This window comes from Streptomyces sp. NPDC088762, from assembly GCF_044750905.1.
Taxonomy (GTDB): domain Bacteria; phylum Actinomycetota; class Actinomycetes; order Streptomycetales; family Streptomycetaceae; genus Streptomyces.
On sequence record NZ_JBIVKT010000013.1, the window covers coordinates 39,459 to 61,467 of the forward strand.

Sequence of the window (22,009 nt, forward strand, 5' to 3'; positions counted from 1 at the left end):
GTCATAGTCGTAACCACCCCGCCTTTAGCGGCGCTTCGACTTCCGGTCGTCCTTGACGTGGCCGCGGAAGGTGCGAGTCGGCGAGAACTCGCCGAGCTTGTGGCCGACCATCGACTCGGTGACGAACACCGGGACGTGGGTCTTGCCGTTGTGCACCGCGATGGTGTGACCCAGCATGCTGGGGATGATCATCGAGCGACGGGACCAGGTCTTGATGACGTTCTTGGTGCCGGCTTCGTTCTGGGCGTCCACCTTCTTTACGAGGTGGTCGTCGACGAAGGGCCCCTTCTTGAGACTGCGCGGCATCTAAACCCGCTCCTAGCGCTTCTTGTTCGTCTTGCGGCGGCGGACGATGTACTTGCTCGAAGCCTTCTTCGGCGAGCGAGTACGACCCTCCTTCTGACCCCACGGGGAGACCGGGTGGCGACCACCGCTGGTCTTGCCCTCACCACCACCGTGCGGGTGGTCAACCGGGTTCATCGCGACACCGCGGACGGTCGGGCGAACGCCCTTCCAGCGCATGCGGCCGGCCTTGCCCCAGTTGATGTTCGACTGCTCGGCGTTGCCGACCTCGCCGACCGTGGCGCGGCAGCGCGCGTCGACGAGACGGATCTCACCGGACGGCATGCGGAGGTGGGCCATGACGCCCTCCTTCGCCAGCAGCTGCACGGAGGCACCAGCGGAACGCGCGAACTTGGCGCCGCCACCGGGGCGGAGCTCGATCGCGTGGATCGTGGTACCGACCGGGATGTTGCGGAGCGCGAGGTTGTTGCCCGGCTTGATGTCGGCCGTGGGGCCGTTCTCAATCCGGTCACCCTGCTGCAGACCGCGCGGCGCGATGATGTAGCGCTTCTCGCCGTCGGCGTAGTGCAGCAGCGCGATGCGCGCGGTGCGGTTGGGGTCGTACTCGATGTGCGCGACCTTGGCCGGCACGCCGTCCTTGTCGTGACGACGGAAGTCGATCACGCGGTAGGCGCGCTTGTGGCCACCGCCCTGGTGGCGAACGGTCACACGACCGGTGTTGTTACGGCCGCCCTTGCTGTGCAGGGGGCGGACCAGCGACTTCTCCGGCGTGGACCGCGTGATCTCGACAAAGTCGGCGACGCTGGAGCCACGACGGCCCGGGGTCGTCGGCTTGTACTTGCGGATACCCATTTCTCAGTCCTCGTCCGATTCCGGACGACTAGACCTCCGTTAGGAGGCCTGGCCGCCGAAGATGTCGATACGGTTGCCCTCGGCAAGGGTCACGATGGCGCGCTTGGTGTTGGCGCGCTTGCCGAAACCGGTCTTGGTGCGCTTGCGCTTACCCTGACGGTTGATCGTGTTGACCCCGGTGACCTTGACCGAGAAGACCGCCTCGACGGCCTGCTTGATCTGGGTCTTGTTGGCGCCGGGCGCGACGATGAACGTGTACTTGTTCTCGTCCAGCAGCGCGTAGCTCTTCTCCGAGACGACCGGCTTGATCAGCAGGTCGCGCGGGTCGGTGAAGGTCTTGCTGGTAACGGTCGCCTCAGACATCAGGCGTCGCTCCCTTCGGTCTCATCGGCCTTGGGGCCAGACACGAAGGACTCGAAAGCGGCCTGGGTGAAGACCACGTCGTCAGAGACGATCACGTCGTACGTGTTCAGCTGGCCCGGCTCCAGGATGTGAACCTGGGGCAGGTTGCGGGCGGACAGCCACGCGGCCTCGTCGGCACGCTCGACGACCAGGAGCAGGTTCTTGCGCTCCGAGATCTTGCCGAACAGCGTCTTGGCGGCCTTCGTGGAGGCGGCACCCTCGACCACGCCGGTGACGACGTGGATGCGGGAGTGACGCGCACGGTCAGAGAGGGCACCGCGGAGGGCGGCGGCCTTCATCTTCTTGGGGGTCCGCTGCGAGTAGTCACGCGGCTGCGGGCCGTGGACGACGCCACCGCCGGCGAACTGCGGAGCGCGGGTCGAACCCTGACGGGCGCGGCCGGTGCCCTTCTGGCGGTACGGCTTGCGGCCACCACCACGGACTTCGCCACGGGTCTTGGTCTTGTGCGTGCCCTGACGGGCAGCAGCCAGCTGGGCGACAACGACCTGGTGGATCAGCGGAACGCTGGTCTTCGCGTCGAAGATCTCCGCGGGGAGCTCGACGGTACCGGCCTTGTCGCCTGCCGGCGAAAGGATGTCAATGGTGCTCATTACCTCAAGCCCCCTTGGCCGCGGTACGGACCAGGACGAGGCCGCCGTTCGGACCGGGGACCGCGCCCTTGATGAGCAGCAGACCCTTCTCCGCGTCAACCGCGTGGATGGTCAGGTTCTGGGTGGTGACGCGCTCGTTACCCATGCGACCGGCCATGCGCATGCCCTTGAAGACACGCCCAGGGGTGGCACAGCCACCGATCGAACCGGGGGAGCGGTGCTTGCGCTGCACACCGTGACCGGCGCCGAGGCCCCGGAAGTTGTGCCGCTTCATGACACCGGCGAAGCCCTTGCCCTTGCTGTTGCCCGTGACGTCAACCTTGACGCCGGACTCGAACACCTCAGCAGTGATCTCCTGGCCGAGCGTGTACTCGCTGGCGTCGGAGGTGCGGAGCTCCACCAGGTGGCGGCGGGGGGTCACGTCGGCCTTGGCGAAGTGGCCCTTGAGGGGCTTGTTCACCTTGCGCGGGTCGATCTCGCCGAAGGCGATCTGGACCGACTCGTAGCCGTCGATGTCGTTCGTACGGACCTGGGTAACGACGCAGGGCCCGGCCTTGACGACGGTCACCGGGACGACACGGTTGTTCTCGTCCCAGACCTGGGTCATGCCGAGCTTCTCGCCCAGGACGCCCTTGATCTGCTTTGCCATCTTCTCGACGCCTCTCAGAGCTTGATCTCGATGTCAACGCCGGCCGGAAGGTCCAGGCGCATCAGCGAGTCAACGGTCTTGGGCGTCGGGTCGAGGATGTCGATCAGGCGCTTGTGCGTGCGCATCTCGAAGTGCTCGCGCGAGTCCTTGTACTTGTGCGGCGACTTGATGACGCAGTACACGTTCTTCTCAGTGGGCAGCGGCACCGGGCCCGCGACCGACGCACCAGTGCGCGTCACCGTCTCGACGATCTTCTTCGCCGAGGAGTCGATGACCTCGTGGTCGTAGGCCTTGAGCCGGATGCGGATCTTCTGTCCCGCCATGGCTACTCCGTAGTCCTGTCTCTATGTGGAAACGCTCTGGCCCTCGGGAGGCTGCGGAACCGGGGTTCTGCGGCTTCTCTCCGACCCACGCGGTCGGGCGTGTCGCACTCCCTCTACAGAAAATTCCCATACGGAAATTCCCTCGTCCAAGGGGGTGCGGTCCCTGTGACCGCGTTTCGGGGGAGAAACACCCACCGAGTGCCTGGTGGGCACCGTGCTGACACTTCCCAGAAGATTCCCGTACGTCCGCCCCCATTGCTGCCCCGGAAGGCAGATTAAGGACGACGAGTACTGTGGGACTCGCTTCCGGTCCTCCCGGCGGGAGGCGCGCAGCATCGGCACTCAGCCGAGCAACTTGAGTAGTCTGCCATACGAGGCACGTACCTGGCCAATCGGGCCGAAGAGAATACCCCGCCACGGTGAGTGGTCAAACTGCACCACGCGCGTCACCCCGGCGGGATCTCCGCCGGTCAGGAGCGCGTGATGGTTCCGCACCCTTCGCCCTGAATGTCCTGGCTGCGGTCGTACGGATCCGTGGCGGGCCCGGAGGGCGCCGACCCGGACGGCGCGTCCAGCGGGAAGTGCGGGTGCAGGAATCCGTCGGCCGCCTCGCACGCCACGTTCGACCACTCCGCGGTGTACGCGCGCGCCTGGAGCCGGCCCCGCGTGGTCTCCCAGCGCGCCGGGTCGAGCAGGGCCAGGGTGATCTGCCGGCGCACGATGGAGCGCTGCACGCCCGTGCCGCCGGCCTCCGTCATGGGGTGGACGAAGGTGTAGTCCGCGACCACCAGCAGCTCCCCGCGCTGCCCCGGCTCGGCGTGCATGCTGCCGCGCACCTTGACGACGTCGCCGACGGGCTTGACCCGGGCGGGGTCGAAGCGGGTGAAGAGCGTCACCGGGGTGTCCTGCGCGGTGGGATGCGTCAGCGAGCGCTCCAGCCGCTCCGGAACCTCCGGCTGCCGGGGATCCAGGATCGCCAGCGCGGCGGTGGGCCGCTCCCCGCGCAGGGTGGCCGGGTCCAGATTCGACGCGATCAGGAACCGCCTGGTCTTCTCCAGCGCGTCCGCGACCTGCTCCTTGCTCATCCCGCCGATCGCTGTGGCCTCCGGCACCTCGATGCCGGCGGCTCCGTCGGCCCACTGGAGCGCCGGGGAGCCGCGGAAGGGTTCGGCCAGGGTCGGCCGGTCCGGCGGCGCGGCCGCCGCGGGCTCGGAGGGACGCGCCGACTCGGCGGGCAGCGGCGCGGCGTTCTGGGCCTCCTGGCGGGCTCCGGCCTTGCCGGTGAGGCGGTCTATCACCAGTTCCGGCCGTACGGCCACCAGTGCGAGGCCCGCTATGAAGACGATGGCCAGGGTGGCCTTGAGCCTCCGGCGGGCCGTGCCGCGGCCCCGCATCTCCTGCCAGGCGGGCCCCGTCCGCCACCCCGGCGGTTCCTGGGCCTGTTGCTCCCGCAACCGCTCGGTCACCATGCGTGCCCGTGCGGACGGCTCCTTGGGCGCCTCCCCCGGTCCCTGGGCTGCCTGCTCCATGAACCGGGCCCACTCCTCGTCGGAGACGCCCGGCCTGCCCTCGTCGTTCTGTCCCATGCCCCTCATCCGATGTCCGGTCTCTGCGTCAGGACGGAGGCCCCGCACCGTGGGGTGCGGGGCCTCCGTTGTGTGTCGTGCGCGGTGCGGAAGGTGCTCTCAGATCACTTGGTGAAGTAGCCCGTGATGTCCGCGATCAGGTCCACGCTGCCCGCGTTGTTGTAGAAGCTGACCTTCCCGTCGACCACCGGTACGACCACCAGGTTCGGGATCGTCAGGCCGGCCGTGACGTTCAGGTTCGACGCGCTCGAACGGGTCGTACCGCTCGGGTAGACCGAGACGTAGCTCGCGGCCGTCGGGTTGGTCGCGGTCACGTTCAGGACCACCGCGGTCACGCCCGTCGCCGGAACACCGCCGACTCCCGCGACCGGCAGGGTCACCACGCCGCCCTGGCCGACCGGCGCCTTCGCCACGCCCAGACCCTCACGCGTGTCCATCAGGCGCTTCGGGCCGATGTTGGTGTGCGTGGAGCCGGTGGCGCTGTCGGAGAAGTAGCCGGTGATGTCCGCGATCAGGTCCACGCTGCCCGCGTTGTTGTAGAAGCTGACCTTCCCGTCGACGACCGGGACGACCACCAGGTTGGGGATGGTCTGGCCCTTGGAGAAGTTCAGGTTCGACGCGCTGCTGCGGGCCGTGCCGCTCGGGTACACGGAGACGAAGCTGGCCGCCGTGGGATTGGTCGCCGTCACGTTCAGCACGACGGCCTTGACCCCGGTGGCCGGGATCGCGCCGACGCCCGCGACCGGGAGGGTGACCACGCCGCCCTGGCCGACCGGGGCCTTCGGCACGCCCAGGCCCTCACGGGTGTCCATCAGACGCGTGGGGCCGTAGCTGGTGTGCGTGGCGCCCTCGCCGGCCGAGGTGAAGAAGCCGGTGATGTCCGCGATCAGGTCCACGCTGCCCGCGTTGTTGTAGAAGCTGACCTTCCCGTCGACGACGGGGACGACCACCAGGTTCGGGATCGTCTGGCCCGCCGTGAAGTTCAGGTTGGAGGCGCTCGAACGGGTCGTACCGCTCGGGTAGACCGAGACGTAGCTCGCGGCCGTCGGGTTGGTCGCGGTCACGTTCAGGACGACCGCGGTCACGCCCGTCGCCGGGATGCCGCCGACTCCCGCGACCGGCAGGGTCACCACGCCGCCCTGGCCGACCGGCGCCTTCGCGACGCCCAGACCCTCACGCGTGTCCATCAGGCGCTTCGGGGAGACCGGGACGAACTTGATGGCCTTGGCCTCCGCGAGGACGGTGACCGGGAGGCTGGTGGCCACCTTGCCGTTCGTCGTGGTCGCCAGCACCTGGAGCTGGTGGCTGCCGAGTGGCAGCGTCGTGGACGCCGAACGGGCGGTGCCCGCGGTGGTGACGACCGGCTTGCCGTCGACCAGCAGCTCGAACTTGCTCACCAGGGCGCTCGCCGTGCTGGTCTCCCAGCCGACGGTCACCGGACCGGGGGTCTCGAAGCCGGCGCCCGGCTGGACGGCCGCCCCGTTCACGGAGGCGACCTTCAGCTTCCCGGCGGGACCCGAGGTGCGGACCGAAGCCAGCTGCGGGTAGAGCGAGTTGCCGGGGCACTGGGTGTTGTAGCCGTCCCGGTGGCCGGAGAGCGACTTGAAGGTGTACGTCTCGCCCTTGGTGAAGGCGGTGCCCGAGTAGTTCTTCTGGGTCTCGCCCGCGACCAGCGTCGTCGTGCCGTTGAGGTCGCCGTCGTACTGGCCCAGCTTGTAGGCGGCGACATCGGACACGGCCGCGAGCGCCTGCGCGGAGGCCCCGGCGTCCGTGTAGTCGCCGAGTACGGCGATGCCCGTCGACTCGGAGTTCCAGCCGAAGGTGTGCGCGCCGTAGACGGGCTGGTCCACACCGCCCTGCCGGCCCTCGAAGACCTTGCCGCACTTGTCGACGAGGAAGTTGTAGCCGAGGTCCCGCCACCCGTTGGTCTGCACGTGGTAGACGTGCAGGCTGCGGACGATCGCCTCGGACTCGGTGCACTCGTACGGGGTGGCGATCGCGGTGTGGTGGACGAAGACCGCCTTGACCTTGCCACCGGGGAGGTAGATCGGGCCCTCGTCGTTCAGGGACTCGTCCGCGCCCCACTGCACGCGCGAGACCACGGTCGGCTTCGGCGCGGTGGACTCCGGCCCGGGGACCGTCGGCGGGGTGGTGGGCGGATCGGCGGGCGTCGGCGGTACGGGGTCCTCCGCCGGGGCCGCGAAGGCCACCGGGGCCGCTGCCAGGTCGCCCTTCTTCTTTTTCCTGGCCGGCTTGCCGGTGCCCGGGTCGACCAGGTTCAGCTCCAGGCCCTCGGGGAGCGCCCCGCCGCCGTCCACGCGGACTTCGGCACCGTCCGACAGGCCGACCCAGACGGGCTCGGTGGCACCGCGTGCGCCGGGACGCCTGCCGTCCATGCCCGCCTTGACCGGCTCCAGGGTGATCCACCGGGACCACTTGCCGCTCTCCGCGTCCCGGGTGCGGGCCTCGATGGCCCCCTTCACCTGGGCGGAGGGGTTCTTCCAGGAGACGCCCAGCAGGCCGAAGGGCTTGGTGTCCTGCTGGGAGAGGGCGGCCTTGCCCCCTCCCTTGCCCTTCAGCGCGAGCTTGTGGACCTTGCCCTCGACGGGAGCGCCGGCCTGGTTGGGGGCGCTGTAGTCGATCCCGTCCAGCGGGTCCGAGCCGAGTCCGTTGGCCGCGCCCTGGAAACCGAGCACCGCCACGACACCGAGCGCGGCAGCCAGAGCCGTACCGCGCGCACGACCAAGTCTCAAGTTGTTCCCCAACCCCTGTAGCGAGCGAGCCACCAGGTGACAAGCCTGGTTTCGGCCGGATGTTACTGGCCACCGGAGGCGGGCACTCCGGCGGGGGCTGGGTTTGCGGCTTCAGCGGGCGGGGCGGCGCCCGAGTCGTCCTAGGACGGGCCCTTGCGTCCGCAGACGACCGGCCACTTGTCGTACGGGATGTTGCCGCACCAGATCTTGCCGTCGTCGCGGTTCGGCTTCCAGTCCCACGTGCTGACGTCCGCGCACTGCTTGTACGGGGTGTAGCGGGGGCACTTGCCGTTCGGCTTCTTGAGCCCGTGCGCCCGGTAGGCGTCGATGCCCATCGTCTCCGTGTCGGGCGAGGGCATGTAGCGGTTGACGTTCCAGGACGCCCCCATCGTCGCGAACAGCGCGAGGACGCACACCATGCCCGCCGCGAGCTGCTGGACCGCACGCCGCGGAATGACCCGCGCCGGGGCCGGACCGCTCGGCCGCAACGAGCGTTCGAGCCAGCCGGAGCCGCGCTGCACCGCTGCCATCACGCCCAGCACGGCCAGGATCATCAGGCAGTACATGATCATCCAGGTGGTGCGCGGGAAGAGCTGCACCGCCTGGTCGTGTGCCATGTGCGAGGCGAACCAGAACCGGACCAGCCAGGCACCGACGAGGACGGCCGCGGCCGTGCGGACCATGATGCTGCGCAGGCCCAGGCCGACGCCGAGCCCCACACCGAGCAGCAGCAGCAGCGCGAATCCGCTCTGGCCCGCCATCTCGCCCGCCACGGGCCAGTTCTCGTACGTCAGCTTGCCGGGCCGGTCGGACGCCCAGCCCAGGACGTACGCCGGGTCGACGTAGACGGAGAGGTAGGCGTAGCGGTCCGGGTGCTGGGAGCCCAGCCGCAGCATCTGGTAGAGCAGCGGGGCGCCGATGACCCCGGCCGTCAGCAGGGTGGTGCCGACGAAGGCGAGGGCGCGCCTGCGGGCGGCGGCGCCCCGCCGCCACGGGAAGAGGAAGAGCGCCAGCAGGCCCACGCCGGGCGCGGACCACACGTACCAGCCGGAGTACCAGAGGAACAGCAGGCCGAAGACGAGGCCGAGGCCGGCGCCGCGCAGCAGCGCCGAGCGCAGGGGCCGCTCGCCGGCCCGGCGCATCTCGCGCAGGCAGTACGCGAGCAGCGGCAGCAGCACGATCATGACGATGTGGCTGTACGGGCGGATCGGGTCGAGGAAGAGCACGACCGAGGGAACGGCGATCAGCAGCGCCCAGAAGGGACGCAGCAGCAGGCGCCAGGCCAGGTAGGCCATCGGGCCGGCCAGCGCGCTGAAGAAGATCTGGAGGTCGTGCAGCGAGTAGCCGGCCCCGCCGATGCCGCCGTAGCGGATCTTCGCCCAGACGGCGATCAGGCCCGGGAACCCGGGCGGGTAGATGCCGGACATGCCCTCGCCGTGGAGGAACGAGTTGGCCATGGCGATCAGGACGCCGGGGTCGCCCTCCTGGCCGCCGAGCGCCGAGGGCGTGCCGCGCAGGGCGACGACCACACCACCGGCGATCACACCGGTCGCCAGGCCCGCCAGGGCCGCGCAGACCAGGCGCTTCACGTTCTGGTGGCGCCGCAGCGTCCCCCGGTACGCGGTGTACAGGAGCAGCGCGAGCAGCGGCAGGCCGAGGACGGCCACGTACTGCTGGAGCTTGGCGAGACCGCTGACCTGGCCGATGCGGTGAATCGGGTTCACGCTGATGTGCCTGCTCAGCAGCGTGTAGCCGAGGGCCGCGGTGATGCTCACCACGACCTCGGCGAGGATGAGCGCCCAGCGCGTGGAGGTCCAGGCGGGCAGTCTCCGGCCCCGGCGTGGTGCCGACGCGCCGTCCGGGGCTTCGGTCCGGCTGCGCGCCGCACCGGCCTCTCCGGCCAGGTGGTCGGGGGCCAGGTTCGTCATCTCATCCACTTCCGTCGCGAGTGTCACCGCGTCGAGCACCCGAAGGGCTCGGGTCGCGGTTGTGTGGGCACGCCGGGCAGCAAGCGATCGCCGATCTCTCGGATCCGGTACCCGCTGGTGAAATCGCGCGATCCGTGTCACATGCGTGCCCGGCCGTCGCGTCCCCCGCAACGGCCAACTTACCAAGCGGGCGGGAGCGGAGGCCTTGTCCGGCAAGGCCGACCGACTCACATGCGGCAGGCGCCTGCCGGTAAGGTCAACAGTCATGATAGTTACCGCTCCCGCGCCGTCCCCGGTGGCCGAACGCCGGGCCCCGCGCGGCCGCGGCGGCCGCCTCAGACGCGCCATCGCCCTTGTATCGGCCGAGGCTGCGGTCTCGGTCTTCGCCGCTCTTCTGCTCACCTACCTGGGCAAGCGTCTGCATGTGAACCCGATGCAGCGAATCGGGCAGGTCAGCGGCCTGGCGGCCATCCAGCTCCGGTTGCTGCTGCTCCTCGCGGTGACCGTTCTGCTCTACCTCGCCCTCTCGCGGCGGTGGCCGGGGGCCGCCGTCAACATCGGCGCCGCGACGGTGGCGGGGCTGGCGACCGGCGTGACGGCGGCCGGCAACGTCGTCGCCCTGCGCGGCACGACGTGGCCCCTCAACGGGTACGGCGGCGACGTCGGCAACCTGCAGACGTGGGCGTACAACGTCATCGACGGGGTGCCGCTGCCGCCGGAGTACCCGCCGGGCTTCCCGCACTTCCTCGCCCTCGTCGCCCAGCTGTTCTTCGACGGTCAGGTGGCGTACGCGGCGAAGTGGGTGATGATCGGCTTCCTCGCCGTCTCCGGCCCGGTCGCCTACCTGGCCTGGCGGATGCTGCTGCCCCCGCTGTGGGCGCTCGGCATCGGGCTGACCTCGGCCCTGCCGCTGTTCGACCTGTACAAGCCGTACTCCCCGCTCGTCCTGGTCGTCGTGATCCCGGTGTTCGCCAAGCTGGTGCAGGTGACCATGCGCTCGGCGATGCTGAGCCGCGGCCAGGCCCTGGCCGTCGGCGGCGGGCTCGGCGCCCTGCTCGCGGGGCTGTTCCTGATGTACGCGGGCTGGTTCGTCTGGTCCGCGGTCGGCGTGGTCGTGCTCTTCGCGATCGTGCTGGGCGGGCTCGCCCGCTCCGGCGGGGTGCGGGCGCTGTGGCAGGGGCTGCTGCCGCTGCTGGCCGCCACGGTGGTCTTCCTCGCGCTGGCCGGCCGGTACATGGTCCGCCTGCTGGGTGCGAGCGGTACGACCAAGGACACGTACTTCTACTTCGACACCTACACCGACCCGGCGTACTTCGCGATGTGGGGCGTCGACAGCCCCGGCCCGCAGCGGCTCGCCGGCTGGCCGCCGCTCGGTGAGCTCGGCGGCGTCGGTCTCTTCCCGATCCTGCTGGTACTCGGACTGGCGGTGGCGCTCGGCCTCGCCCTGCGCCAGCCCATGGTGCTGACCCTGGCGGCGTGCACGGCGAGCGCGTTCCTGCTGCGCTACTGGTACGCCTCGCACATGGCGCGCGACCACGCCGTCCAGCTCTACCCGCGGACCAGCATCCAGATCATGTACTGCCTGCTCGCGCTGACCGGGCTGGCCGTGTACTACTCCGCCCAGCGCCTCCGGGACTGGTCCCGCAGCCACGAGACGCTGGTGCTGCCCCGCCGCCCCGGCCGGGGGCCCGCGCGCCGGTCCGTCGTCATCGGCGCGCTGTGCGGTCTGGGGCTGCTCTACGGCATGGCCGGCTCGGCGACCGCCGACGCCTTCATGCCGAAGGACCCCTCCAAGGGATCGCTCGGCACGCTGGCCTGGTACTCCCACACCCTCCAGCAGCCGAACGGAAAGTGCCCGCACTACGCCCCCAAGGACGTCTGCGGGGCGTTCAACCTGCCGGAGCGCCCGGGCCCCGGCCCGGTGAAGAAGCAGCCCTGACCCGGGCGGCGCACGAACGCGAAGAAGCGGCCTGCCGCGGTCCGAGGACCGGCGGCAGGCCGCTTCTTCGTGTCCGGGGTGCTCGTCAGCCCTGCCCGGAGGTGAAGGCGTGCTTGGCAAGGGTGCGGACGCCCTCGCGGTGCCCGCGGCGCAGCGCGCCCGGGAGCATCGTGAGCGCGTGCAGCCGCGAGGCGCTGTGGAAACGGGCCGCACGGGCCGCCTTGGGCCAGCCGCGGGCGTCCATGCGGGCGGCCACCGCGGCGAAGTACCGCTCGGCCTCGGCGAAGCGGGTGCCGGAGAACGCCTGGACCGAGGACTCGCTGACGGCGTGCCGGCGGTACCGGAAGACGGTGGTCGAGTTGTCGATCACCATCTCCTCGCCGGCCTCCAGGAGGTCGACGACCAGCGCCAGGTCCTGGATCACCGAGTAGTCGTCCCGGAAGTTCACCTTGCGCAGCACCTCGCCGCGCCAGGCGATCGAGGGGAAGTAGAGCCAGTTGCCGCGCAGCACGCTGGCGGCCAGCTCCTCCCCCGCCATCAGCCGACGGCCCTTCACCTGGGGCGCGTACAGCCGCTTCTTGGTGTTGTCCGCCAGGCCCTGCGTCACCCGGCCCTCGCCGTCGATCACCTCGACGCCCGGCTGGACCATGCCGATGCCCTCGTGGGCGGCGATGATCCCGCGGACCGTCTCCAGGTAGTGCGGGTGCAGGAGGTCGTCGCAGCCCATGATGACCACGTAGTCGGCCTCGGAGAGCTGCACGCACTTCTGGAAGTTCTTGGTGATGCCGAGGTTCTGCTCGTTGCGGGTGTAGTGCACCCGCTCGTCGCCGAGCTGCTCGAACCAGCCGGGTACGTCCGGCTCCTTGCCGTCGTCGATGACGACGAGCCGGAAGTCACGGTCGGTCTGCGCCAGGACGCTGCGGACCGCGTCCTGCATCAGCTGCACGTCCCCGTAGTAGGGGAGCATGAAGTCGAAGGTCGCCATGGAGCGTCAGGCCTTCACGGAGTCGGAGTCGGAGTCGGCATCGGCATCGGCATCGGCATCGACGTCGGCGGTGGCGGCAGGGGCGGCGGCCTTCGCCGGGACCTCGGCGTCCGAGCCGAGGCGCTCGTCGTTGTGCCGGACGCCCTCGTTGATGGCCACGGTCCGCGCCAGGTCGGTGATCTTCTTCTCCAGCGAGCGGAAACGCAGGAAGGTGTTGAGCGTGAGGAAGCCCATCGCGAGCACCATCACGTAGAGCACCAGGTCGGTGCCGCGGCCGACGCCGAGCTGCTGGGCGACCCAGGTGACGTCGGTCGGGCGGAGCACCGCGTACACGTTGACGACGACGAACACCGAGAACGCGATGCGCTTCCAGGCGCGGTTCTTGGCCTGGCCCCACGTGCGTATGAACATGAGTGCCATCGACACCGAGCCGACGATCAGCACCAGCTGGATCCAGAAGTACTTCATCGACGGCCACGCTCCCGCAGAGAGATGTCGAAAAGGATGTTGACGCCGTTGATCAGGGACTGGCCCTTGGCGCGCGAGTAGTCGGTGTAGAGGATGTCCACCGGTACCTCGGTCACGCGCAGCCCCGAGCCGGCCAGGAAGCCGACGAGTTCGGACGCGTGGGCCATGCCGTTCATGGTGATGTTCAGCTGCTCCGCGGCTTCACGGCCCAGGACGCGCAGGCCGTTGTGCGCGTCGGTGAGCTTGAGCTTGCGGGCGGTGGGGCTGACGGCGGCGGCCGTGCGCAGCACGACCTGCTTGATCCACGGCACTTGGCCGTTCTGCTCGATGAAGCGGGAGCCGAGTACGACGTCCGCCTCTCCCCTGCGCAGCACCGCGACCATCTTCTCGACGTCCTTGGTCTGGTGCTGGCCGTCCGCGTCGAAGGTGGCGAAGTAGCGGGCGCCGGGCTGGGCGAGCGCGTACGTGAGACCGGTCTGGAGGGCCGCGCCCTGGCCGAGGTTGACCGGGTGGCGCACCAGGTGGGCGCCGGTCGTGGCTATGTGCTTGGCCGAGTCGTCCGTGGAGCCGTCATCGACGACGACGATGTTGGGGAACGTCTTGCGGGCCCCCTCGACCACGTCGGCGATCACCTGGCCCTCGTTATAGGCCGGTATGACCAGCCAGACATCGTCGTATTGGGACACGGTAGCTCCAGCGGAATGTGGCACAAACGAGTGCGCGGTGATCGGTGTGACGTCTCGGGCCGGCGTGGTCATCTTCCGACCGCACCCACGCCCAGGGGGCCGGTGCCGGCCGTCTGTCCGGGCCCTTCGGTGGCTGCCGCGGCCGCTCCGGGGAAGCTCAGCCTCAGTGCTGCCAGCATAGCGAGCACGGTGGCGACGGAGCCGAGGGCGTAGGCGACGATCACGCGCATCGCCACATCGCCCGGCGTGAGGGTGATGCCCACCAGGACCGCCGTGCCGACGGCCCAGCAGAGCAACTGCAGGTTGTGCCGCTTGAATACCATGAGCGCCTGTCCGAGCACCATCGCGAACATGTACGCCACGGTGCCGGCGGACAGCAGGAAGAAGTCGAGGCAGCCGAGCACCGGGTCCTCGGCCCCGAAGAGCACCTCGATCAGCCACGGGCCGAGGACGGTCGCGGGCACGCCGCCGAGCAGACCGAGCAGGCCGACGACCATGCCGATCCGGCGGAGCATCGCCCAGAAGGCGACTCGGTCGCCGGCCGTGAAGGCGGCGGTGAGGCCGCTCAGCAGCGAGGCCTGGAGCGAGCCGAAGACGAAGAGCGGCACCCGCGCCAGGACCAGGGCGCTCATCAGGGATGCGATCAGCGCGCTGTCGGAGGGGGCCAGCAACTTGGTGCTCATCACCGCGGCGTTGACCACCAGCTGGGACAGCAGGGTCGCGCAGACGAGCAGGCCCAGCCCGTTGCACAGCTCCCGCCAGGCGATCGGCTCGCCGGGAGACACGGCGCGCAGCAGCGCGGGCAGCGTGACGAGCGTCGCGACGACGGGCGCGACGGCCAGGACGAGGCTGAAGGCGAGCGCCGAGTGCAGCCCGAACAGGGCGCAGGCGAAGGCGAGGACGATCCGCAGGCCGCCGTCGACGGCGAGCTGGGTGCCGTACGCGCCGAAGCGGCCGAGCCCGGCCAGCACCCCACGGGTCAGGTAGCAGGCGGCCATTCCGGCGAAGGCCCCGCCGAGGGCGGCCACCAGGGCGCGGTCGCCGTGGAACAGCAGCTCGGCGATCGGCCGTGCGCCGAGGCCCAGTACGAGCAGGGTCGCGCCGAGGATCCCGGCGGTGAGCAGGGTGGCCCGGCGCAGCACCGGGGCGGTGCCCTGGCCCAGGACCACGCGGGCGGAGACGATCCGGGTCAGCTCCTGCTCGATGGGGAAGAAGACGCCGATGCCGATGGACATCACGATCGTCCACAGCACCGAGACGTTGGCCATGGCGTCCGTGGACAGGCTGTGGCCCGCCACGCCCAGGTGGACGTACGAGGCCGCGCCGAGCACGACGGTGCCGCCGGCCACCGCGACGGTGCCCGGCGGCAGCGCCGCGGTCAGCTTGTTCAGCAGGGTCTTCATCCCGCTCGGCCGTCCCGGGCCCCGTCGGCCAGTACGGAGAAGCCGGGGGCGGCGAGCGCCTCGGCCAGTTGCTCGCGCCAGTCGGCGAGGGGCGCCAGGCCCGCTTCGGCCCAGCGGTCGTGCGCGAGCACGCTGAAGGCCGGGCGGACGGCGGGGCGGACGAAGGCCGCGGAGGTGGTCGGCCGGATCCGCTCGGGGTCCAGGCCGCTCAGCCGGTAGGACTCGCGGGCCAGTCCGAACCAGGTGGTCCGGCCGCTCGCGGTGCCGTGGTAGACGCCGGCGGGGGCCTGTCCGGCGAGCGCGGCCCGGCCGAGTTCGACCAGCCGGCGGGCGAGCGCGTACGACCAGGTGGGCTGGCCGTGCTGGTCGTCGACCACGTCGAGGGTGTCCCGCTGGGCGGCCAGCTTGAGCATGGTGGCGACGAAGTTCGCGCCGTGCTCGCCGTACAGCCAGGCGGTGCGGACCACGTAGCCGTCCTGCGGCAGCAGTTCGGCGACGGCCTGCTCGCCGGCCAGCTTGGAGCGGCCGTACGCGTTCACGGGCCCGGTGGCCGCGTCCTCGCGGTACGGCTCCGAGGCGTCGCCGGGCAGCACGTAGTCGGTGGAGACGTGCACCAGGCGCGCGCCGGCGGCGGCGCAGGCCTCGGCGAGGACGCGTACGCCGGTGCCGTTGACGGCGGTGGCGGCCTCCTCGGCGGTCTCCGCGCCGTCCACGTCGGTCCACGCGGCGCAGTTGACGACGACGGCGATGCCCTCGACGGCGGCCCGGACCGCGGCCGGGTCGGTGATGTCGAGGTCGGCGCGGCCGAGGGCGACGGCTTCGATGCCGGCGTCCTTCAGGACGGCCAGGACGTCCTGCCCGAGCATCCCGGCGGCGCCGGTGACGAGCCAGCGCGTGGCCATGGCGTCAGCGGTCACTTCTGCAGCGCTGCCTTCGCCTTGAGCGGCTCCCACCAGGCGCGGTTCTCGCGGTACCAGTCGATGGTGGCCTTGATGCCGTCCTCGAAGGTGACCTGCGGGGCGTAGCCGAGCTCCGCGCCGATCTTGCTGATGTCGATGGAGTAGCGGAGGTCGTGGCCCTTGCGGTCCTCGACCTGCTCGACCATGTCCCAGCCGAGGCCCGCGGCTTCGAGCAGGACGCCGGTGAGCTCCTTGTTGGTGAGCTCGGTGCCGCCGCCGATGTTGTAGACCTCGCCGGCGCGGCCCTTGCGCATGGCCAGGTCGATGCCGCGGCAATGGTCGGAGACGTGCAGCCAGTCGCGCACGTTGCCGCCGTTGCCGTACAGCGGGACCTTCTTGCCGTCCATCAGGTTCGAGACGAACAGCGGGATGACCTTCTCCGGGAACTGGTAGTGCCCGTAGTTGTTGGAGCAGCGGGTGACCACCACGTCCATGCCGTGCGTGCGGTGGTAGGCCAGCGCCAGCAGGTCGGAGGAGGCCTTCGACGCGGAGTACGGGGAGTTCGGCACCAGCGGCCACTCCTCGGTCCAGGAGCCCTCGTTGATGGAGCCGTAGACCTCGTCGGTCGAAATGTGGACGAAGCGGCCGACACCGTGCTTGCGGGCGGCGTCCAGGAGGACCTGGGTGCCCACGACGTTGGTCATCACGAAGGGACCCGCACCCGCGATCGAGCGGTCCACGTGGGACTCGGCGGCGAAGTGCACGACGACGTCGTGGCCGGCCATCACCTGGTCGACGGCCTCGGCGTCGCAGATGTCGCCCTTGACGAAGCGGTATCCGGGGTGGTCCGCGACCGGGGCGAGGTTCGCCTCGACGCCGGAGTAGGTCAGCTTGTCGAAGACCGTGATCTGCGCCGTTGCATCTGCACCGAGCTGCTGGCGGACGAATTCTGAACCGATGAAGCCGGCGCCGCCGGTCACAAGGATGCGCATAATACGAAGAGTCTAGCGGCCCGCTGAACGTCACACTCCGCCCGCTCGGCTCGCCCCCGCCCTCTCGCATAGGGTTCACCCATGCGTGGAATTCTCTTGGCCGGTGGCACCGGATCACGACTCTGGCCGCTGACCCGGGCCGTCTCGAAGCAGCTGCTGCCCGTCTTCGACAAGCCGATGATCTACTACCCCCTCTCCACCCTGGTGATGGCGGGGATCAGCGAGATCCTGATCATCACCACCCCGGAGGACCGCGACCAGTTCGAACGACTGCTCGGCGACGGTTCCCAGTTCGGCCTGCGCCTGGAGTACGCCGTCCAGGAGCGCCCCGAGGGCATCGCCCAGGCCTTCGTGCTCGGCGCCGACTTCATCGGCGACGAGTCCGTCGCGCTGATCCTCGGCGACAACATCTTCCACGGCAGCGGCCTCGGCACCCGCCTCGCCGAGCACACCGACTCCAAGGGCGGCCGCGTCTTCGCGTACCCGGTGGCCGACCCGACCGCCTACGGCGTGGTCGAGTTCGACGAGAAGGGCCAGGCCATCTCCATCGAGGAGAAGCCGGCCCAGCCCAAGTCCCGCTACGCGGTGCCGGGCCTCTACTTCTACGACAACCGGGTCGTGGAGATAGCCCGGGGGCTGAAGCCCAGCGCCCGCGGCGAGTTGGAGATCACCGCCGTCAACGACGCGTACCTCCAGGCCGGCGAGCTCAACGTCACCATCCTCGACCGCGGTACCGCGTGGCTGGACACCGGCACCTTCGTGTCGATGGTGCAGGCCTCCGAGTTCGTCCGCGTGATCGAGGAGCGCCAGGGCTTCAAGATCGGCTGCATCGAGGAGGCGGCCTGGCGGGCCGGCCTGATCGACTCCGCGCAGCTGCGCGCGCTGGCCGAGCCCCTCACCAAGAGCGGTTACGGCAACTACCTGCTCACCCTGCTCGACGAGGAGGCCGCGCGATGAAGTTCCGCGAACTGTCCATCGAGGGCGCCTTCGAGGTCACCCCGCAGCTGCACGGCGACCCGCGCGGCCTGTTCACCGAGTGGTACCGCTTCGACCGGCTCGCCGAGGTGGTCGGCCACCCGCTGAACCTGGCGCAGGCGAACCTCTCGGTCTCCTCCGCCGGCGTGGTCCGCGGCATCCACTTCGCCGACGTACCGCGCGGCCAGGCCAAGTACGTGACCTGCGTGCGCGGCGCCGTGCTCGACGTCATCGTCGACCTGCGGGTCGGCTCCCCCACGTTCGGTAGGTGGGAGGGCGTCCGCCTGGACGACGTGGACCGTCGCGCCGTGTACATCCCCGAGGGCCTGGGCCACGGCTTCTGCGCGCTGAGCGACGACGCCACGCTGTCCTACCTGTGTTCGGAGACGTACAACCCGACCGGTGAGCACTCGGTCCACCCGCTCGACGCCGACCTCGGCATCGAGTGGCCGGCCGACGTCCCGCTGCTGTCCGCGCGCGACGAGGCCGCCCCGTCGCTGGCCGACGCCCTCGCGACCGGACTGCTGCCTGACTACGCCGTCTGCAAGGAGTTCACCGAGTCGCTCCGCGTGAGCTGACCGGCCGCCGTCACCCCAGGAGGGCCGCACCCGCACGGGTGCGGCCCTCCTGTCGTTCCGCGTTCCGTCCCCGGTACGCCGAAGGGCCCCGTCCCTCCGCCGGAGCGGTGGGACGGGGCCCTCCAGTGCAACTTGGCGCTCGCTTCAGCGAGCTACCAGGTCAGAGCACGAATTACTTCGTGATCTTGGTGACCTGGCCGGCGCCCACGGTACGACCACCCTCACGGATGGCGAACTTCAGGCCCTCCTCCATGGCGACCGGCTGGATCAGCGCGACCGACATCTCGGTGTTGTCGCCCGGCATGACCATCTCCGTGCCGGCCGGCAGGGTGACGACACCCGTGACGTCCGTGGTACGGAAGTAGAACTGCGGACGGTAGTTGTTGAAGAAGGGGGTGTGACGGCCACCCTCGTCCTTCGACAGGATGTAGGCCTGGGCCTCGAACTCGGTGTGCGGCGTGACCGAACCGGGCTTGATGATGACCTGGCCGCGCTCGACGTCCTCGCGCTTGATGCCACGGAGGAGCAGACCGACGTTCTCGCCCGCCTGGCCCTCGTCGAGGAGCTTGCGGAACATCTCGATACCGGTGACCGTGGTGGTGGTCTTCTCTTCCTTGATACCGATGATGTCGACGGTCTCGTTGACCTTCAGGACACCACGCTCGATACGGCCGGTGACGACCGTACCGCGACCGGTGATCGTGAAGACGTCCTCGACGGGCATGAGGAACGGCTTCTCGGTGTCACGCGGCGGGGTCGGGATGGCCTCGTCGACGGCGGACATGAGGCCGAGAAGCTTCTCGCCCCACTCCTTGTCGCCCTCGAGCGCCTTCAGCGCGGAGACGCGGACGACCGGCAGGTCGTCGCCCGGGAACTCGTACTCGGAGAGGAGCTCACGGACCTCGAGCTCGACGAGCTCCAGGATCTCCTCGTCGTCCACCATGTCGGCCTTGTTCAGGGCGACGACGATGTAGGGGACGCCGACCTGGCGGGCCAGGAGCACGTGCTCCTTGGTCTGCGGCATCGGGCCGTCGGTGGCGGCGACCACGAGGATCGCGCCGTCCATCTGCGCGGCACCGGTGATCATGTTCTTGATGTAGTCCGCGTGACCCGGGCAGTCGACGTGGGCGTAGTGACGCGCCTCGGTCTGGTACTCGACGTGCGCGATGGAGATGGTGATACCGCGCTGGCGCTCCTCAGGAGCCTTGTCGATCTGGTCGAAGGCCGAGGCCTCGTTCAGGTCCGGGTACGCGTCGTGCAGCACCTTGGTAATGGCGGCCGTGAGGGTCGTCTTACCGTGGTCAATGTGACCGATGGTGCCGATGTTGACGTGCGGCTTAGTCCGCTCGAACTTCGCCTTCGCCACGGGGGTCCTCCTGGAGAGTGGTTCTGTACGCCTTACAGATCGGCGCCAGGTGATCTTTGCTGGAAAGCCGGTCGGTCCCCGGGGCAACAGGAGTGGTTCCCGTTGCCCCAGAGGCTGCCGGTGACAAGCCTAAAGCGTGTACTCCGAAGAGTTACTCGCCCTTGGCCTTCGCGATGATCTCCTCAGCGACGTTCCGGGGAACCTCGGCGTAGGAGTCGAACTGCATCGAGTAGCTGGCGCGACCCGAGGTCTTGCTGCGGAGGTCTCCGACGTAGCCGAACATCTCCGAAAGGGGCACGAGGCCCTTCACGACGCGAGCGCCGTGACGCTCCTCCATGGCCTGGATCTGGCCACGGCGGGAGTTGATGTCGCCGATGACGTCACCCATGTAGTCCTCGGGCGTGGTGACCTCGACGGCCATCATCGGCTCAAGGAGCACGGGGGAAGCCTTGCGCGCGGCCTCCTTGAAGGCCTGCGAACCGGCGATCTTGAACGCGAGCTCGGAGGAGTCGACCTCGTGGTAGCCACCGTCGAGAAGCGTGACGCGGACGCCCGTCATCTCGTAGCCGGCCAGGATGCCGAACTGCATGGCCTCCTGCGCACCGGCGTCGACCGAAGGGATGTACTCCTTCGGCACGCGGCCACCGGTGACCTTGTTCACGAACTCGTACGCCGGACCGTCGGTCTCGGTGATGGGCTCGATCGCGATCTGCACCTTGGCGAACTGACCGGTACCACCGGTCTGCTTCTTGTGGGTGTAGTCGTGACGCTCGACGGCCTTGCGGATCGTCTCACGGTACGCGACCTGCGGCTTGCCGACGTTGGCCTCGACCTTGAACTCGCGCTTCATACGGTCGACCAGCACCTCGAGGTGCAGCTCGCCCATACCGCCGAGGATGGTCTGGCCCGTCTCCTCGTCCGAGTGAACGTGGAAGGAGGGGTCCTCCTCCGCGAGACGCTGGATGGCGACACCCAGCTTCTCCTGGTCACCCTTGGACTTGGGCTCGATGGCGACCTGGATGACCGGAGCCGGGAAGTCCATGGACTCCAGGATCACGGGCGCCTTGTCGTCGCACAGCGTCTCACCGGTGGTGGTCTGCTTCAGGCCCATGACGGCGACGATGTCGCCGGCGCCCACCGAGTCGATCTCCTCACGCTTGTTCGCGTGCATGCGGTAGATCTTGCCGATGCGCTCCTTCTTGCCCTTGACGGAGTTCAGCACCGCAGTGCCGGCCTCCAGGCGGCCCGAGTAAACCCGGACGAAGGTGAGCTTGCCGAGGTGCGGGTCGCTCATGATCTTGAACGCGAGCGCGGCGAGGGGCTCCTCGTCGGACGGCTTGCGCTTCACGACCGTCTCGGCGTCGCGGACGTCGTGGCCCTCGATGGCCTCGATGTCCAGCGGCGACGGCAGGTAGCGGACGACGGCGTCGAGCAGGGGCTGAACGCCCTTGTTCTTGAACGCCGTGCCACAGAACACCGCGGTGATCGTGGGCTCGCCCTTGCCCTTGCCGGAGCCGAGGATGATGCGACGGACGGCGGCGTGCAGCTGCTCCACGGACGGCTCGTCGCCGTTCAGGAAGAGCTCCATGATCTCGTCGTCGTTCTCGGCGACGGTCTCGACCAGCTTGCCGCGCCACTCTTCAGCAGCCTCGGTGTGCGTGGCCGGGATGTCGACGATGTCGTACATCTCGCCCTTGGTCGCCTCGGCGGACCAGACGAACGCCTTCATCGTGACGAGGTCGACGACGCCCTGGAAGTCGGCCTCGGCACCGATGGGGAGCTGCATGACGATCGGAACCGCACCGAGGCGGTCCTTGATCATGTCGACGCAGCGGTGGAACTCGGCGCCGGTGCGGTCGAGCTTGTTGACGAAGCAGATGCGCGGCACGCCGTAACGGTCGGCCTGACGCCAGACCGTCTCGGACTGCGGCTCCACACCGGCGACACCGTCGAACACGGTGACGGCACCGTCGAGGACGCGGAGCGAACGCTCCACCTCGACGGTGAAGTCGACGTGACCCGGGGTGTCGATGATGTTGATGGTGTGGTCAACGTCTTCGAGCGGCCAGTGGCAGGTCGTAGCGGCAGACGTGATGGTGATACCACGCTCCTGCTCCTGCTCCATCCAGTCCATCGTGGCGGCGCCGTCGTGGACCTCACCGATCTTGTACGACACACCGGTGTAGAACAGGATGCGCTCGGTGGTGGTCGTCTTGCCCGCGTCGATGTGGGCCATGATCCCGATGTTGCGGACCTTGGCCAGGTCAAGCGAAGTGGTAGCCATAAGGCTTCGGTCTTCTCTCGGTCTCGA

The 22,009-nt window shown here is 69.4% G+C and carries 20 protein-coding genes; 3 read left to right on the forward strand and 17 right to left on the reverse strand.

Annotation, left to right across the window (positions count from 1 at the left end; translation table 11 throughout):
- Positions 1-24: 24 nt before the first annotated feature.
- From rpsS to ACIP5M_RS26045, 9 genes are all read right to left on the reverse strand, one after another.
- Positions 25-306: a 30S ribosomal protein S19 gene (gene rpsS, locus ACIP5M_RS26005; RefSeq protein ID WP_007265903.1), complete on the reverse strand. Its 282-nt coding sequence runs from the start codon at positions 304-306 to the stop codon at positions 25-27.
- Between the two features lie 12 nt (positions 307-318).
- Positions 319-1,155 (reverse strand): 50S ribosomal protein L2, encoded by an 837-nt coding sequence (gene rplB, locus ACIP5M_RS26010; RefSeq protein WP_007265902.1) that lies wholly within the window; start codon positions 1,153-1,155, stop codon positions 319-321.
- A 39-nt stretch (positions 1,156-1,194) separates the two neighbouring features.
- Entirely contained in the window at positions 1,195-1,518 is a 324-nt protein-coding gene (rplW, locus tag ACIP5M_RS26015; RefSeq protein WP_007265901.1) for a 50S ribosomal protein L23, read from the reverse strand.
- On the reverse strand, positions 1,518-2,168 hold the full coding sequence (rplD, locus tag ACIP5M_RS26020; RefSeq protein WP_266574534.1) for a 50S ribosomal protein L4: 651 nt from the start codon (positions 2,166-2,168) through the stop codon (positions 1,518-1,520). The genes rplW and rplD overlap by 1 nt, the downstream gene beginning before the upstream one ends.
- 4 nt (positions 2,169-2,172) lie before the next feature.
- Complete coding sequence (gene rplC / locus ACIP5M_RS26025; protein WP_007265899.1) at positions 2,173-2,817, reverse strand: 50S ribosomal protein L3; 645 nt, start codon at positions 2,815-2,817, stop codon at positions 2,173-2,175.
- A 14-nt stretch (positions 2,818-2,831) separates the two neighbouring features.
- Positions 2,832-3,140: a 30S ribosomal protein S10 gene (gene rpsJ / locus ACIP5M_RS26030; RefSeq protein ID WP_003948644.1), complete on the reverse strand. Its 309-nt coding sequence runs from the start codon at positions 3,138-3,140 to the stop codon at positions 2,832-2,834.
- Between the two features lie 470 nt (positions 3,141-3,610).
- Positions 3,611-4,726, reverse strand: coding sequence for a hypothetical protein (locus ACIP5M_RS26035; RefSeq protein WP_401201271.1), 1,116 nt, complete (start codon positions 4,724-4,726; stop codon positions 3,611-3,613).
- A 104-nt stretch (positions 4,727-4,830) separates the two neighbouring features.
- Positions 4,831-7,479: an N-acetylmuramoyl-L-alanine amidase gene (locus ACIP5M_RS26040; protein WP_401201273.1), complete on the reverse strand. Its 2,649-nt coding sequence runs from the start codon at positions 7,477-7,479 to the stop codon at positions 4,831-4,833.
- Positions 7,480-7,619: 140 nt separating this feature from the next.
- Positions 7,620-9,416, reverse strand: a complete 1,797-nt coding sequence (locus tag ACIP5M_RS26045; protein WP_401201276.1) for a hypothetical protein — start codon at positions 9,414-9,416, stop codon at positions 7,620-7,622.
- Between the two features lie 256 nt (positions 9,417-9,672).
- Here ACIP5M_RS26045 and ACIP5M_RS26050 point away from each other — a divergent pair, with 256 nt between their 5' ends.
- On the forward strand, positions 9,673-11,346 hold the full coding sequence (locus ACIP5M_RS26050) for a hypothetical protein (RefSeq protein ID WP_401201278.1): 1,674 nt from the start codon (positions 9,673-9,675) through the stop codon (positions 11,344-11,346).
- A gap of 85 nt (positions 11,347-11,431) precedes the next feature.
- On the opposite strand, the gene ACIP5M_RS26055 is transcribed toward ACIP5M_RS26050, so the two are convergent.
- The 6 genes from ACIP5M_RS26055 to rfbB form a co-directional block, all read right to left on the reverse strand.
- Positions 11,432-12,331 (reverse strand): glycosyltransferase family 2 protein, encoded by a 900-nt coding sequence (locus ACIP5M_RS26055; protein ID WP_401201281.1) that lies wholly within the window; start codon positions 12,329-12,331, stop codon positions 11,432-11,434.
- Positions 12,332-12,337: 6 nt separating this feature from the next.
- Entirely contained in the window at positions 12,338-12,799 is a 462-nt protein-coding gene (locus ACIP5M_RS26060) for a DUF2304 domain-containing protein (RefSeq protein WP_401201282.1), read from the reverse strand.
- Complete coding sequence (locus tag ACIP5M_RS26065; RefSeq protein WP_401201284.1) at positions 12,796-13,485, reverse strand: glycosyltransferase family 2 protein; 690 nt, start codon at positions 13,483-13,485, stop codon at positions 12,796-12,798. Before ACIP5M_RS26065 ends, ACIP5M_RS26060 begins: the two co-directional genes overlap by 4 nt.
- A 68-nt stretch (positions 13,486-13,553) precedes the next feature.
- Positions 13,554-14,888: a hypothetical protein gene (locus ACIP5M_RS26070; protein WP_401201285.1), complete on the reverse strand. Its 1,335-nt coding sequence runs from the start codon at positions 14,886-14,888 to the stop codon at positions 13,554-13,556.
- Entirely contained in the window at positions 14,885-15,790 is a 906-nt protein-coding gene (gene rfbD / locus ACIP5M_RS26075) for a dTDP-4-dehydrorhamnose reductase (protein WP_401201486.1), read from the reverse strand. The genes ACIP5M_RS26070 and rfbD overlap by 4 nt, the downstream gene beginning before the upstream one ends.
- An 11-nt stretch (positions 15,791-15,801) precedes the next feature.
- On the reverse strand, positions 15,802-16,779 hold the full coding sequence (rfbB, locus tag ACIP5M_RS26080; RefSeq protein ID WP_401201287.1) for a dTDP-glucose 4,6-dehydratase: 978 nt from the start codon (positions 16,777-16,779) through the stop codon (positions 15,802-15,804).
- An 81-nt stretch (positions 16,780-16,860) separates the two neighbouring features.
- Here rfbB and rfbA point away from each other — a divergent pair, with 81 nt between their 5' ends.
- The gene (gene rfbA, locus ACIP5M_RS26085) at positions 16,861-17,736 is read left to right on the forward strand and encodes a glucose-1-phosphate thymidylyltransferase RfbA (RefSeq protein ID WP_401201289.1); all 876 of its coding nucleotides are present in this window, start codon (positions 16,861-16,863) and stop codon (positions 17,734-17,736) included.
- Positions 17,733-18,332, forward strand: a complete 600-nt coding sequence (gene rfbC / locus ACIP5M_RS26090; protein WP_401201291.1) for a dTDP-4-dehydrorhamnose 3,5-epimerase — start codon at positions 17,733-17,735, stop codon at positions 18,330-18,332. Before rfbA ends, rfbC begins: the two co-directional genes overlap by 4 nt.
- A gap of 172 nt (positions 18,333-18,504) precedes the next feature.
- Here rfbC and tuf read toward each other — a convergent pair whose 3' ends face one another.
- Together tuf and fusA are read right to left on the reverse strand one after the other, a co-directional pair.
- Positions 18,505-19,698 carry an elongation factor Tu gene (tuf, locus tag ACIP5M_RS26095; protein ID WP_030653602.1) on the reverse strand — a complete coding sequence of 398 codons (1,194 nt, stop codon included), beginning with the start codon at positions 19,696-19,698 and terminating at the stop codon, positions 18,505-18,507.
- A gap of 151 nt (positions 19,699-19,849) precedes the next feature.
- Entirely contained in the window at positions 19,850-21,982 is a 2,133-nt protein-coding gene (gene fusA / locus ACIP5M_RS26100; protein ID WP_401201292.1) for an elongation factor G, read from the reverse strand.
- Positions 21,983-22,009 lie beyond the last annotated feature (27 nt).

Coding starts and splice junctions, on each gene's coding strand:
- rpsS (WP_007265903.1), bottom strand. CDS start 306: ATGCCGCGCAGTCTCAAGAAGGGGCCCTTCGTCGACGACCACCTCGTA.
- rplB (WP_007265902.1), bottom strand. CDS start 1,155: ATGGGTATCCGCAAGTACAAGCCGACGACCCCGGGCCGTCGTGGCTCC.
- rplW (WP_007265901.1), bottom strand. CDS start 1,518: ATGTCTGAGGCGACCGTTACCAGCAAGACCTTCACCGACCCGCGCGAC.
- rplD (WP_266574534.1), bottom strand. CDS start 2,168: ATGAGCACCATTGACATCCTTTCGCCGGCAGGCGACAAGGCCGGTACC.
- rplC (WP_007265899.1), bottom strand. CDS start 2,817: ATGGCAAAGCAGATCAAGGGCGTCCTGGGCGAGAAGCTCGGCATGACC.
- rpsJ (WP_003948644.1), bottom strand. CDS start 3,140: ATGGCGGGACAGAAGATCCGCATCCGGCTCAAGGCCTACGACCACGAG.
- ACIP5M_RS26035 (WP_401201271.1), bottom strand. CDS start 4,726: ATGGGACAGAACGACGAGGGCAGGCCGGGCGTCTCCGACGAGGAGTGG.
- ACIP5M_RS26050 (WP_401201278.1), top strand. CDS start 9,673: ATGATAGTTACCGCTCCCGCGCCGTCCCCGGTGGCCGAACGCCGGGCC.
- ACIP5M_RS26055 (WP_401201281.1), bottom strand. CDS start 12,331: ATGGCGACCTTCGACTTCATGCTCCCCTACTACGGGGACGTGCAGCTG.
- ACIP5M_RS26060 (WP_401201282.1), bottom strand. CDS start 12,799: ATGAAGTACTTCTGGATCCAGCTGGTGCTGATCGTCGGCTCGGTGTCG.
- ACIP5M_RS26070 (WP_401201285.1), bottom strand. CDS start 14,888: ATGAAGACCCTGCTGAACAAGCTGACCGCGGCGCTGCCGCCGGGCACC.
- rfbD (WP_401201486.1), bottom strand. CDS start 15,790: ATGGCCACGCGCTGGCTCGTCACCGGCGCCGCCGGGATGCTCGGGCAG.
- rfbB (WP_401201287.1), bottom strand. CDS start 16,779: ATGCGCATCCTTGTGACCGGCGGCGCCGGCTTCATCGGTTCAGAATTC.
- rfbA (WP_401201289.1), top strand. CDS start 16,861: ATGCGTGGAATTCTCTTGGCCGGTGGCACCGGATCACGACTCTGGCCG.
- rfbC (WP_401201291.1), top strand. CDS start 17,733: ATGAAGTTCCGCGAACTGTCCATCGAGGGCGCCTTCGAGGTCACCCCG.
- fusA (WP_401201292.1), bottom strand. CDS start 21,982: ATGGCTACCACTTCGCTTGACCTGGCCAAGGTCCGCAACATCGGGATC.